10 protein-coding genes and 1 pseudogene are annotated in these 12,956 nt (G+C 46.7%); 3 read left to right on the plus strand and 8 right to left on the minus strand.

The window, feature by feature from the left end; all coding sequences use genetic code 11:
- Positions 1–235: 235 nt before the first annotated feature.
- The 3 genes from CWB99_RS19135 to prlC all read right to left on the minus strand — a co-directional run bounded on the left by CWB99_RS19135 (position 236) and on the right by prlC (position 4,420).
- Complete coding sequence (locus CWB99_RS19135) at positions 236–991, minus strand: class I SAM-dependent methyltransferase (protein WP_138551471.1); 756 nt, start codon at positions 989–991, stop codon at positions 236–238.
- An 86-nt stretch (positions 992–1,077) separates the two neighbouring features.
- Positions 1,078–2,217: a response regulator transcription factor gene (locus CWB99_RS19140; RefSeq protein WP_138551472.1), complete on the minus strand. Its 1,140-nt coding sequence runs from the start codon at positions 2,215–2,217 to the stop codon at positions 1,078–1,080.
- A 157-nt stretch (positions 2,218–2,374) separates the two neighbouring features.
- Positions 2,375–4,420 (minus strand): oligopeptidase A, encoded by a 2,046-nt coding sequence (gene prlC / locus CWB99_RS19145; protein WP_138551473.1) that lies wholly within the window; start codon positions 4,418–4,420, stop codon positions 2,375–2,377.
- Positions 4,421–4,674: 254 nt separating this feature from the next.
- Between prlC and gorA the strand changes: the two genes are divergently transcribed.
- Positions 4,675–6,033 (plus strand): glutathione-disulfide reductase, encoded by a 1,359-nt coding sequence (gorA, locus tag CWB99_RS19150; protein WP_138551474.1) that lies wholly within the window; start codon positions 4,675–4,677, stop codon positions 6,031–6,033.
- A gap of 62 nt (positions 6,034–6,095) precedes the next feature.
- Here gorA and CWB99_RS24905 read toward each other — a convergent pair whose 3' ends face one another.
- Complete coding sequence (locus tag CWB99_RS24905; protein ID WP_432760837.1) at positions 6,096–6,275, minus strand: DUF6693 family protein; 180 nt, start codon at positions 6,273–6,275, stop codon at positions 6,096–6,098.
- Positions 6,276–6,328: 53 nt separating this feature from the next.
- Entirely contained in the window at positions 6,329–7,549 is a 1,221-nt protein-coding gene (locus CWB99_RS19155) for a helix-turn-helix domain-containing protein (RefSeq protein ID WP_138551475.1), read from the minus strand.
- Positions 7,550–7,680: 131 nt separating this feature from the next.
- On the opposite strand from CWB99_RS19155, the gene CWB99_RS19160 reads away from it, so the two are divergent.
- Together CWB99_RS19160 and CWB99_RS19170 are read left to right on the plus strand one after the other, a co-directional pair.
- Positions 7,681–8,067: a hypothetical protein gene (locus CWB99_RS19160; protein WP_138551476.1), complete on the plus strand. Its 387-nt coding sequence runs from the start codon at positions 7,681–7,683 to the stop codon at positions 8,065–8,067.
- Positions 8,068–8,497: 430 nt separating this feature from the next.
- A pseudogene (locus CWB99_RS19170) lies at positions 8,498–8,787 on the plus strand (glutathione-disulfide reductase); the annotation flags it as partial.
- Positions 8,788–8,850: 63 nt separating this feature from the next.
- On the opposite strand, the gene CWB99_RS19175 reads toward CWB99_RS19170, so the two are convergent.
- From CWB99_RS19175 to CWB99_RS19185, 3 genes are all read right to left on the minus strand, one after another.
- On the minus strand, positions 8,851–9,855 hold the full coding sequence (locus tag CWB99_RS19175; RefSeq protein WP_138551477.1) for an alpha/beta hydrolase family protein: 1,005 nt from the start codon (positions 9,853–9,855) through the stop codon (positions 8,851–8,853).
- A gap of 279 nt (positions 9,856–10,134) precedes the next feature.
- Positions 10,135–11,424, minus strand: a complete 1,290-nt coding sequence (locus tag CWB99_RS19180; RefSeq protein ID WP_249332002.1) for an FG-GAP repeat protein — start codon at positions 11,422–11,424, stop codon at positions 10,135–10,137.
- Positions 11,425–11,582: 158 nt separating this feature from the next.
- The gene (locus tag CWB99_RS19185) at positions 11,583–12,947 is read right to left on the minus strand and encodes a TrkH family potassium uptake protein (protein ID WP_138551479.1); all 1,365 of its coding nucleotides are present in this window, start codon (positions 12,945–12,947) and stop codon (positions 11,583–11,585) included.
- Positions 12,948–12,956 lie beyond the last annotated feature (9 nt).

The raw sequence follows: 12,956 nt of genomic DNA on the forward strand, positions 1-12,956 counted from the left end.
AGTGCAGGATGACCGGAGGTGGTTTTAGGGCTAGTGCCATTAGTGATCAGCTGAGTCGTCTGTGAGTAGTTCCCGCATCAAGTGCAGGATGACCGGAGGTGGGTTGAGGGTTAATGCCATTGGTGATCTGCTGAGTCGCCTGTGAGTAGTTCCCGTATCAAGTGCGGGATAACCGCCTGTTTCTTAGCACTCAAATCGAATACGAGATAACAGGCAGGGTTTTTGGAGGTTGGTATTACTTCATTGCCGCTTTAACATACACATCAAAGCGGTTCTTTTTGGTCTCGACCTGCATGCTAGGTTTTTGCTCATTCAGAAATGGCGCATAGTCGGGTCGCTTGACCACCACACGTTTCGATGCCAGTGCATGAGCAAACGGTAGCAAGGCATCGGCGTCGGCATCTCCGCCTACCAAAGACTGGAATACCCGCATTTCTTTTTTAACCTGTGCTGATTTCTCACGATGCGGAAACATAGGGTCCAGATACACCACATCTGGCTGTAGCTCGCTCTGTGCCAACAGGTCGTGGCTGGAGCCAAACACCATACGCATATTTTGCTGCATCCAGCTGCCTATCTCAGCGTCCTGATAAGCGCGTTCCAGACCATCAAACAATAAAGCCGCCACAACCGGGTGACGCTCGTGTAAGATCACCTCACAGCCCAGCGCAGCCAACACAAAGGCATCTCGCCCTAACCCTGCTGTGGCATCCAGCACCACGGGAGTTGCCCCTTTATTTAGCCCCACCGCCTTAGCTATGGCCTGCCCTTTACCGCCGCCAAACTTACGACGATGTGCGCTCGCACCCGTAACAAAGTCAACCCTGATACCGCCCAGCTTAGGCTCATCAAGCTTTAAAAGCTGCAATCCGGCCTCATCAAAGGTTAAACGAAAATTAGGATTGTCCTGCTGCCAGGTATGCAAAGCAAACTGCTGTTCAATACGCGCTAAATAGGGACGGTTTTCGGCAAAAGGGGTATGAATGATCAACAGCAGGCTCCGCAAATAGTAACGCGTAGATTATATCTGGATCATCACGGTTATGAAATCTCTGTATTGCGCACGCTGAGCTGCGATTAAAACAACTCTATGTCTGTCTGTGCTGGCACGTCTTCTTCACCCCAGGGTTTGGCCATCTGGTTTAAACTCTGGATAAGTTCATGCCGAACTTCGGTGATTTCACCCAGTTTATAGCGAATAATCGAAAATTCGTCATTAACCAATGAAAAGTGCTCATACAACTGTTTTATTTCAGCTTGCTTACCATTGGCCTGCTCATCGGCCACATACTCCGAAAACTCGGTCAGCTTGCTGTTAAATGCCGTAGCAACATCGCCCAGTTGATCGCTCAATGATTCGAACGCAAGGCCAATTTGCTCTACTTTATTCAAAGCCACCTCACTGACTTCCATATCCTTGATTTTAGCATTGGTGGCTTCGAGGATATGCGGCAGCAGATCTTTGTAACGGCCGTATAATCCTACGTCATCCATCGGCATGTTCTTGATCAGCAGAGATACTTTAGGATAATTAATAATAGTACGACGACCAAAATCCACAAAGCGGTCGCCATCACGGTGTTTTTCAAGCAGCTCCTGCTCCAGTGGCTGAATGGCCCCTTCCTGCGAATAAAACACTTCGCCCTCGTGATACCAAAACGCTACCGCAACCTGCAATTGCAAGGGTACAAAGAATTCAAAAAAGTACTCAGACAGAGTATTAAGGTCATGAGCATGATATGACTGACCCACATAGCGCATGATCCGGCCCATATCGCCAGAATCCGACATCGCAATTTCGGCTGTGATCTGTGCTTTTTGCACATCCTGCTTAAGCTTAAGCGATTGGCGACGATACTCATCCAGCACTTTGATACGCGCCAGCATTTCATCGCTGTCGAAAGGTTTAACAATGTAGTCGGCCCCACCAGCATTGTAGCCACGCATTCGCTCAGAAATGGCACTCTTAGACGACAAAAACATCACCGGAATATCACACAACTGAGGATTGGCTTTGAGCCGCTCACACACTTCAAAGCCCGAAGGGCCAGGCATTTCTATGTCAAGCAGAATAATATCCGGCTGCTGCTCCTGGGCCATTTTCAGCCCTTCTTCCCCACTGTATGCGTGGATAACTTTGCAGCTGTGCAATAAGGATTGTTCGACAATGTGATGTACCAGTTTATCGTCATCAACGGCCAGTACTAAATTGCTCATGCAGCGGTCCCTACAAGGTTGGTTCTCTAAAACAGCATAGCGCGAACTGTCTAATTTGCGAATGGAAAACACCACACAAATGACTTATGTGGTGTTTTTAAGCTAACTCTGGCGACATGCGGGGAACAGGTGTTCAAAAAGCCGCCAGCAAGAGGGGTTATGCCGCTTTTTCGATGCCACTGTGACGCAGCAGCGCATCGACACTGGGTTCACGACCACGGAAACGAGTGAACAGCGTCATAGGATCTTCAGACCCCCCTTTTTCAAGGATATGCTGCATAAAGTCGGAACCTGTCTGGCCGTTAAAGATCCCTTCTTCCTCAAAGCGCGAGAACGCGTCGGCCGACAGTACTTCTGCCCATTTGTACGAGTAGTAGCCAGCGCTGTAACCACCTGCAAAAATATGGCTAAAGCTGTGCGCGAAGCGGTTGAATTCCGGCGCCTTCACAACCGCAATTTTCTCTCTGACCGCATTCAAAGTGTGCTGAATCTGACATGGCTTAGCCGGGTCAAAGTCAGCATGGATATGAAAATCGAACAAAGAGAACTCTAACTGACGCAGCATCTGCATCGCTGACTGGAAATTTTTCGCCGCCAGTAGCTTGTCCAGTAATTCTTTTGGCAATGGCTCACCCGTCTCATAATGACCGGATATAAACGCCAGAGCTTGTTCCTCGTAGCACCAGTTTTCCAGGAACTGACTTGGCAGCTCTACCGCATCCCAGGCAACCCCGTTGATACCCGCAACCGGTGCCGCATCAATTTGGGTCAGCATATGGTGAATACCATGACCAAACTCATGGAATAAGGTCGTTACTTCGTTGTGAGTAAACAGTGCCGGTTTATCACCAACCGCTTTATTGAAGTTACACACAAGGTAGGCAACTGGCGTTTGTAACTCGCCACTGGCACGCACTTTACGACCCATGCAGTCGTCCATCCAGGCGCCGCCACGTTTGTGCTCACGGGCATACAGGTCGAGATAAAAGTGACCGCGCAGGGTGCCTTGTGCATCATGAATTGCAAAGAAGCGCACATCCGGGTGATAGGTATCAAAGTCCTGAATTTCAGTCACTTTAATGCCGAACAAACGATTAACCGTTTCGAACAAGCCGTTTAATACGGTATCCGCCGGGAAGTAGGGACGCAATATTTCGTCAGAAATGGCATATTTGGCTTGTTTCAGCTTCTCACCATAATAGGTATAGTCCCAGGCAGCCAGCTCAGTGGCACCGTGTTCTTTTTCAGCAAATGCTCTTAGCTCCGCCAGTTCTTTCTCGGCCTGAGGCTTGGCGTGCAGCGCCAGATCGTTCAGGAAGGTAAATACCTGCTCAGGAGACTGTGCCATCTTAGTGGCCAGTGATTTATGCGCATAGCTGTCAAAACCCAGTAGCTGAGCAAGTTCATGGCGCAGTGCCAGCTCTTCACTCATCAACTCCGAGTTATCAAATTCTTTGGCGTTCGGGCCTTGATCAGACGCTCGGCTCACATAGGCACGGTACATTTCTTCACGCAGCTCACGGTTATCGGCATACGTCATGACCGGCAGGTACGAAGGGATGTCAAGTGTGAATACCCAGCCTTCGAGCTCTTTGCTCTGTGCTGTATGTGCCGCCAGTGCCAGTGCAGACTCTGGCAGACCCGACAAAACGGCTTCGTCGGTCACATGCTTAGTCCAGGCTTGTGTTGCATCCATCACATTATTACCAAACTTAGACGACAGCTCAGACAAACGCGCACTGATTTCGCCATAACGCTTTTGTTGTTCTGGTGCCAGTGCAATGCCCGACAGCTTGAAGTCACGCAACGCATTTTCTATGGTTGTTTGCTGGGCAGTGCTCAGTGTTGCAAAGGTGTCTGACTCTTTCAGCGATTTGTATGCCTGATATAGGCCCTGATGTTGGCCCACATAAGTACTGTATTCTGAGATCAATGGCAGACAAGCATCAAATGCCTGACGTAATGCGTCGTTATTAACCACCGAGTGCATATGCGAAACCGGCGACCACATGCGCGACAACTTATCGTCAGCTTCTTCGAGCGGCAGCACCAGGTTTTCCCAGCTGTATGAATCGTTTTTCAACACCTCGTCCATAGTGTCTCGGCAATGTGCGATGGCTTTTTTCAGTGCCTCCACAACATGTTCTGGTTTGATTTTTGAAAACGGTGGCAAGCCTTCCATACCAATTAACGGGTTAGTCATAACGCCTCTCTGTTGATCTTTGATTATCTTTTGTATTTGGGGTGTTTCTTTAAAAAAAACAAGGTATACCAGCCAATCCAGACAAATTAAATCGGGGTTGGCTCATTGAGTCATAGATTGACCTGGTGGGCCACACCTGTGTGCCATCGAAAAAAGCGATGCCCCCTATCGGAAAAATTTATCCCGCCAGACTTTGCCCCGGCAGATATAGTGTTAAGCTAGGGCCATTTATCAGCATTTACAGAGATTAAAGCATGGCACAACATTTTGATTATATCGCCATTGGTGGCGGCAGCGGCGGTATTGCTTCAGCTAACCGGGCAGCAATGCGTGGCGCTAAAGTCGCGCTTATTGAGGCCAAACACATGGGCGGCACCTGTGTAAACGTGGGCTGCGTGCCTAAAAAGGTAATGTGGCACGGTGCCCAGGTGGCCGAAGCCATTAAGCTGTACGCACCGGATTATGGCTTTGATGTGGAAGTAAAAGACTTCGACTGGAGCAAACTGGTTGAAAGTCGCGAAGCTTACATTGGCCGTATTCACCAGGGCTACAACAAGTATCTGGCCAGCAATGGCGTGACCGTGATCAATGGCTTTGCTAAATTCGTCGACAACAACACGGTAGAAGTTAACGGTGAGCACTACACCGCCGACCATATCTGTATCGCCGTGGGTGGTCGCCCGTCTATCCCGAATATTCCGGGCGCTGAGCTGGGCATAGACTCTAACGATTTCTTTGAACTCAAGGCACAACCTAAAAGCGTGGCTGTGATTGGCGCGGGCTACATTGCCGTTGAGCTGGCGGGCGTACTGCACAGCCTGGGCACAGAAACGCACCTGTTTGTGCGTAAACATGCCCCGCTGCGTAACTTTGATCCTATCCTGGTCGACACCCTGACCGAAGTCATGGACAAAGAAGGGCCAACACTACACACTCACAGCGCACCTAAATCACTGAGCAAAAACGACGACGGCAGCGTGACTTTGCACCTTGAAAACGGCGAATCACATACGGTTGAGCACGTGATCTGGGCGATTGGTCGTGAGCCAGTGACTGATAAAATCAATCTGGCTGCCACCGATGTGGCCATCACAGAAGGCGGCTACGTCAAAGTAGATGAATATCAGAACACCTCGGTATCTGGCATTTATGCTTTGGGCGACATTATGGACGGCGGCATTGAGCTGACGCCTGTCGCGGTTAAAGCTGGTCGTATGCTGGCAGAGCGCCTGTTTAACCCGGATATGCCCAACGCAAAAATGGACTACAACCTGGTCCCGACCGTGGTCTTCAGCCACCCGCCCATCGGCACTATCGGCCTGACCGAACCAGAAGCTGTTGCGCAGTACGGTGAAGACAACATCAAGGTCTACACTTCAACCTTTGCAGCCATGTACACAGCTGTGACCCAGCACCGTCAGCCTTGTAAAATGAAACTGGTGTGTGCCGGTGAGGATGAAAAAATCGTTGGCCTGCATGGCATCGGCTTTGCGGTTGATGAAATGATCCAGGGCTTTGGCGTGGCCATGAAGATGGGCGCAACCAAAGCAGACTTTGATTCGGTTGTAGCTATTCACCCGACGGGTTCTGAAGAGTTTGTTACTATGAGGTAGTTCTCTTCGAAATCAGAAAATAAAAAGCGCGAATTTGTAAAATTCGCGCTTTTTATTTTTTACTAGTTTAATCTGTCTGATATCGAATATTTCTTAACCGTTAGGTTATTTAAAACGAGTTTAATTAGATAAAGTAGAAAAAAGGGAAGTGCAATACCAAAAGTCATCACAACAACTAACTGCCAGAGCAGAATAGGAATAAATACATCAGAAAACTTTAAATTAAGATTGAATTTGTACATAAATTACCGCCATTAAAGACAAACACTTACACTATACCATGCTGAACTTCCACTCACTTTGGTACCCAGGGTGTTTCTGCCTTGCTTGTTTTAACCAGATCACGGTACTGACTTGGCGTTTTACCAGTATGCTTTTTAAACACCTGATTAAAGCTAGATTTTGAATTAAATCCACAATCGTAGGCAATACTAATTAACCTGTCACTTGTAGGCCTTTTTATCAGTTCCTCAATCACCGCATCCACCCTTAATTGGTTTATCAACTCATAGAAGCCACCTGAAGAATGCAGGGCCAACACGTCAGACAGCTGATGTCTGCTTATATTGAGTTTTTCTGCAAGTTGAATTTGGCTGAAATCAGGTTGTAAATGGTGTTTGTTCGTCCTGAGTTCTTGCTCGACCAACATTAAAAGCCTTTTCTGTTGTGCTGATACCCCAGGTTTAATTCGCTCTGCGGAGCCTTTATCAGTATCAGTCACCTCCTCCTTTACGAGAGCACGATTAAAGCCTGCTGGCCGCCCATAGCAAATCAACAGATAACTTAAAGAAAATATACCTACCACAGTAGACAAATAACTCAACGCAATCAGCTTATCTGATTTATCAAGTTCCATAATGACTGCTGTCACAGAGACGATAAACACACTCGCCATCATCAGGTAGCAAATCACAGTGACGGTAAGCAACCAACACAGCTGGCGAAAAATACGATTGTCGCGTTGTTGCCACCAAAACATAAAAATTTGCCAGCTACCGTAGGCCAGATAAAGACAAAAATGCCCTGCGGTTACCAGAGATATCATGGAAAACCGCTCAGTAAAGGGTCTGGTTGATACCGTTTGTAAGTTGACAGCTTGCTCAGTCAGAAAATCACTTTGCTCATACAGTGATACTGAAATGAAATACCCTACCCACACAAGAAAGGGTAATAGGTGGATCGCATCTTTTTTATCAAACCGATACGCTGAATTTGTCATTGTCATTACAAACGCCATAAAAATGGGACCCAACAACAAATAACTGTTTAATCGCTCCCACATCGTTATAAGCAGCATATCCGATTCAAAAAGACCACTGTCTACATAGAAGCCAACACACATGTTGATTGAAACAAGCAATATAAAAGCGGCAAGCCATCTGCCCGGACCAGAAAACCTCAAGAGATACAAGGATTGAATGAAGGCTTGAATACAGCCTAAGGCAACGATATTACTAAAACTGAACATCAAGACTCCCTTGTATTCAAAAACACGTCCATTCTGGCCTCTTTGCACCTTTCAACAAGAAATTAAAAACTGATAAATCAAAAAGATAAAAATAAACAGTCCATACTGGCCAGTATCACCGAAAAGCGCTCGGCACGAGCTTAACATACAAAACCACACCAACAAATCAGAAGTTAAGTATGAAGTCAAAGGTAGAGTTATTATTAAATTACATTGTTATCGTAATCGCAGTGGCTTATGGCGCTATGGTATTTATAAGCCTTAATTTTAAACTAACGCCAGAACAGATGAGCAACCCGGGCATGGTCATCGCATTTTTGATCTCCTGCACATTCAACATTGCAAGGGTAAAAGAAAAAGCAACAAGCTTTAGAATTCACCTTACTTCTCTGTTTGCGAACATACTCACGTTTAGTTACGCAGCAGCATTCACGGTCCAAGATCCATGGATAGCGAAAGTCGTCACGACTATTTTAATGGGAATAATACTGGCGTTTTCTTTATCTGGCACAATTCAGTGGAAAAAAGGTGCTGCCAGTCAAAAGGCATATCGTACTCAGCATTGATGAGACACAGGCACGGACAAGCAGAGGCAGATGTTAACCTCTGCTTGTTAAAGTTCACATCGCTTTTAAGTAGCTGACTTATCAAAACCAGCCGTAATAAAAACCCACTTATTCATTAAAAGGAAAGTCATGAATAAAACTTCAACAAGCGTTTCTATTGCAACAATACAAAACGGCGTCGTCCGCTCTGAAGGTTAACTCTCAGCAACAAAAGAAGCCTTGATTTTCGAGCCGTTGAATAAAAAGTACGGATTAGGGCCGTACCATATTGAGCGAAGCGCCATATCAAAAATAGAGATGTGTTATGGTAAGGGCGCAGGTGTATTGCCTGTTACGACTGAGGCAATCAGAATTACGCTGGTAAGCGGTCATAGCTATGAGTTTATCATTGCTAATGCGAAAGAATGGCTGGCTATTTAAACCCACTCAGCCAACCGGCACTACCTGCCTGACCGAGCCAGAAGCCATCGCACAGTATGGTGAAGACAACATCAAGGTCTACACTTCAACCTTTGCGGCCATGTATACCGCAGTAACCCAGCACCGCCAGCCATGCAAAATGAAACTGGTGTGTGCCGATTAGGACGAAAAAATCGTCGGCCTGCACGGCATCGGCTTTGGCTTTGGCTTTGTCATGAGATGGGCGCCACCAAAGCCGACTTTGACTCGGTAATGGCGATTCACCTTACGGTGTCTGAAGAGTTTGTAACCATGAAGTAGTTCTCTTATTGATATAACAAACTTGAACTTTAAGTGCCTGTTTTTTTGCTATGCCCTCATCTGCTATAAGTGCGAATGAAACCAGCCAGACAGCTCTGCAAATACCGCACGCCTGTTTTTCTCAAGAAAGTGATTATCATTTTTATAAATAATCAGTTTATTCGGTATTTTCCCAGCGTTAAGCGCTTCTGAGAATCGTCTCGAGTTATCCACTGAAACACGCTTATCTTGATCTCCATGCAGTAATAATATCGGAGTTTCTTTCGATAACTTTTCTACCCATGAAATCGCGGAACGACTTAGCAGTTGAGCGTCTTTATCAGATTCATAGAGTGGAATCCTGTTTTTATACACTTTCTCCATGTTTGGACGATATTCTAGCTCCTTTTTCAAATCAACAACACCAGCCACTGCCGCGATTGCTTTTATACTTGGAATTTTCTTTGCCGCAAGGTATGTTTGCATCGCACCACGACTTACGCCATACATCCCCACTCTTTTTATATCAACACCTTCGATATGAGGGATAATATCCATAAGCGCAACGATGTCATTGACATCCTGACCGCCAAACTCATCAAGGTTGTCTTCCTTAGTAAATGTCCCTCGATATTGACTGCCCACAATGACGAAGCCTTCTTTGGCCAATGGAAATAGGTTGGCCATCATACTGCCAAAGACAACCGCCCCATAATTTCCATTGCCTCCGCGGTTATAGATGATGACGGGGGCTTTTTCAGAAAGCACTATTGGTTTAATTACAAAACCCTGAACGTCTATGCCATCTACACGGTATGTGAATGTCTGACATGATAGTTTGCTTTTAAAGTAGTTAAAATCTTCCTCTGTGAACCTGGATTTGAATCCAGAGAGCTTTTTCATTGCTTTACTCGTCTCAATACCGTTTGACGAAAACTTCCTCTGCATTGCACTCTCCCAGGTAGAATACTCAGAAAAAATTCCTCGATAGCAACTTTTTACATTATTTAGCTCACTTTTTACTTCACTCCCAACAGCACTCGTACTTGCAAATGAAAGTAAAAGTAAAACAACAACAAATCTATACATAAAAATTCCTAGAATGGGCTTATTTTTAACTCTCTTAGCTTTTCAAGTGAGTATGTTTCAGGATATTGGTAGTACCATTTTACAAAGGTCTCCTCACCAAGTAGGTCATAGATCAACTCATACTGAGTTCTCTTTCGATCCATTACTTCGTCTAAACTTCTTTCTTAGAACGCAATTACTCAATGATTAATGATGGTTAACACGCCAGAATACGCTTGGCAAACTAAAAATTGCCCAGAGTAAACAAGTTAAACGTATGCCATATTTCATCTGTCACTATTACTGCGAAGACTTCACTTTCCCTTTCTCCGCGACAGAAATATGGTTTTCAATATGAAATGCGCTGTACTGGTTCAGGTCCTGTACGTAGACCGCACCGGACTCTTTACCATTGGCGTCATGATGTGGAGTGGCTATCACAGCTTTACCGTCGGAGAGGCCGACATTCCAGCCGAGCTGATCGCCTGGCTGCGCATTTTTAGCGACCACTTTGGATGAATAGTACCAGCCATCAGCGCGCTTTTTATAAACATATAACGCGCCGGTGTCTTTGCCTTGTGCGTCATGGTTCATCGCACTGATGATCGCCATGTCACCACTGAGTGCCACACCGCGGCCAAAGCGATCATCAGCTGCACCATCAGGAGAAGTCAGTTTTTGCGCCTCGGTCCAGCGTGTGCCGTTGCGCTCAAAAATATAGGCAGAGCCGGCATCCACGCCCAGACCCTCTACGTCATCGCGTCGTGCCGAGATGAGTGCCGTATCTCCTGAAATTGCGACCCTGACGCCAAAGATATCGGTATCACCGCCATCGGACGCCATTAACTTGGCTTGTTGTTGCCATTGATTATCTTTGAGCACATACACGTATACAGCTCCGGCGTTTTCTGCCGTTTTGTCATGCAAGTCAGCGCCAACGACTATGGTATTGCCATCAACCGCGACGTCGATGCCAAACAGATCGCCCGCCGTGCCATCACTGGCCATGATTTTGCTGTGGTAGCGCCAGCCATTCCCTGTGCGCTGAAAAATATAGGCCGCGCCCGCGTCATTCGCTTTTGTATCGTTGCGTGGTGCACCGATGACCAGTGTCGTGTCTGTTAATGCCAGGCTCTGGCCAAAGGCATCTCCGGGTTTGGCATCGGGCGCGGTAAAAATCTGCGTCTGTGTCCATGTATCGGCATTGCGCTCAAAGGCCACCACCGCGCCGGCATCTTCGCCTTTATCATCCCGCCTCATACCACCGAGCATGGCAATATTGTTGTTCAGGACCACCTTGCCACCCAGCGTACCGTCGGCGAAGAGTGGCTCTGCAACCAGCTTGCCTTGTTGCTGCCAGCCTTTATCACCGAGCACATACACATACCCGACACCGCCATCTTTGATGCCATTCACATCAGCCTGATGTGCGCCCACCAGCACAGTATTGCCGTCAATTGCCGCACCGTAACCAAAATAATCTTGCGCCTTGCCATCATTGGCCAGTAATCTATCTTGGGCAACGCTGTGGCCAGCCAGTGCAGTCAGTATGACGCAGACGCTCAGCTTTATCGTTGATCTTACTGTCACGTTCCTTCCTTTTATTTTTATTGAGTCCAGCATAACTTGTCTGACTTTGGATTATTTTTCAACAGTCTGCACAATTTCTGCCTATAAAATAGGAACGCTGTGCGATGGCCTCCCCTGAGCCAAGCGCAACCAAATGGGTTATTGTTTTCATGCAGCCACTATCCTATCGCCAGCTTTGTCTCGGTATAACGGAGTTTCTTACGTCGCGGGCTGGCAAGAAAATAAGCCAAAGTTAACGGCCCTAGACGACCCATAAACATCATAAATATAATGATCAATTCACCCGCTTCAGATAACTCAGCAGTCAGCCCTCGAGACAGCCCAACAGTTCCCAGTGCAGACACAGTTTCAAATATAACATCTATCATGGGCGCATCCTCAACGAGGAGTAACGCAAATATTGCAAACCAGGTCACAACGATAGAGATCATGGTTAAAGCTAAAGCCTTACTGACAGTTTCTTTTGCTATTTCTCTTTTGAATACATAAACCTGTTCATCACGCTTCAAATAGGCATAAGTGGACAATATTAAAACCATAAAGGTGACCACTTTAATACCACTTGCGGTACTCAGAGAGCCCCCGCCGATAAACATTAACACCAGCATAACCGAGGTAGTCGCATCTTCGAGCTGATCGATTGCAAGTGTGTTAAACCCGGCCGTTCTGGGTGAAACGGCCTGAAACCAAGATGCCAGCCACTTACCTGACTCACTGAGAGGTGCCAGGGTGTTCGGGTTATCGCGCTCTATCAGATAAATCACCAGCAGTGCCAGTACATTGATAAGCAAGGTGCCTGTGATCATCATTCGGCTGTAAACCGACAGCTTTGACCAACACCGATTGCGTCTTAAATCCATCCACACCGAAAACCCCAGGCCACCAACAATAAATAATCCGGTAATCGTCAGATTAACAATTGGGTCTTCAACATATGGCATCAGGCTGTCAGCGTGTAATGCAAAGCCCGCGTTGTTAAATGCACTAATTGTATAAAAAAAGCCATGGAACAAACTCGTTTTCCAGCCCAGTTCACTTTGCCAGTGCCAGCTCAAAATAAGCATACCGAGCAGCTCGACCACCAATGCAAACAGCAAAACAGATTTAGCCGTCGAAACCAGAGTCGATGAGTCAGTTTGATTGAAGGCTTCCCGGGCAACTGTGCGTTGTAAAAAGCCAATTTTTCCACCCAATGCAATTAAGGTCACAATTGCAAAAGTCATCAGGCCCAGGCCACCGCATTGGATCAGCAAAGCAATCACAACTTGTCCAAACAAAGTAAATTGCGTACCTGTGTCAACGACCACCAGGCCGGTCACAGTGACCGCAGAAGTCGCAGTAAACAAACTTTGTATCCAGGTGATTGGCTCGTGTACCGCTATGGGTAGTTTGAGCAGACAGGTGCCAACAAGGATCAACAGCAAGAAGCTGGCACATAAGATCAGCGGAGGGGCGCCCGCTATTTTTTTGCCAGACTTTGGCTTGCGCTCAATTGGCGTGACTGATGGGTGCCACAAAATCATATTTTTCTC

The organism is Pseudoalteromonas rubra (assembly GCF_005887095.1).
Taxonomy (GTDB): domain Bacteria; phylum Pseudomonadota; class Gammaproteobacteria; order Enterobacterales; family Alteromonadaceae; genus Pseudoalteromonas; species Pseudoalteromonas rubra_E.

What these genes read in the sequence shown, in the direction of transcription:
- CWB99_RS19175 (WP_138551477.1), bottom strand. Translation starts at nt 9,855, where the DNA reads ATGTATAGATTTGTTGTTGTTTTACTTTTACTTTCATTTGCAAGTACG.
- CWB99_RS19160 (WP_138551476.1), top strand. Translation starts at nt 7,681, where the DNA reads ATGAAGTCAAAGGTAGAGTTATTATTAAATTACATTGTTATCGTAATC.
- prlC (WP_138551473.1), bottom strand. Translation starts at nt 4,420, where the DNA reads ATGACTAACCCGTTAATTGGTATGGAAGGCTTGCCACCGTTTTCAAAA.
- CWB99_RS24905 (WP_432760837.1), bottom strand. Translation starts at nt 6,275, where the DNA reads ATGTACAAATTCAATCTTAATTTAAAGTTTTCTGATGTATTTATTCCT.
- gorA (WP_138551474.1), top strand. Translation starts at nt 4,675, where the DNA reads ATGGCACAACATTTTGATTATATCGCCATTGGTGGCGGCAGCGGCGGT.
- CWB99_RS19140 (WP_138551472.1), bottom strand. Translation starts at nt 2,217, where the DNA reads ATGAGCAATTTAGTACTGGCCGTTGATGACGATAAACTGGTACATCAC.
- CWB99_RS19185 (WP_138551479.1), bottom strand. Translation starts at nt 12,947, where the DNA reads ATGATTTTGTGGCACCCATCAGTCACGCCAATTGAGCGCAAGCCAAAG.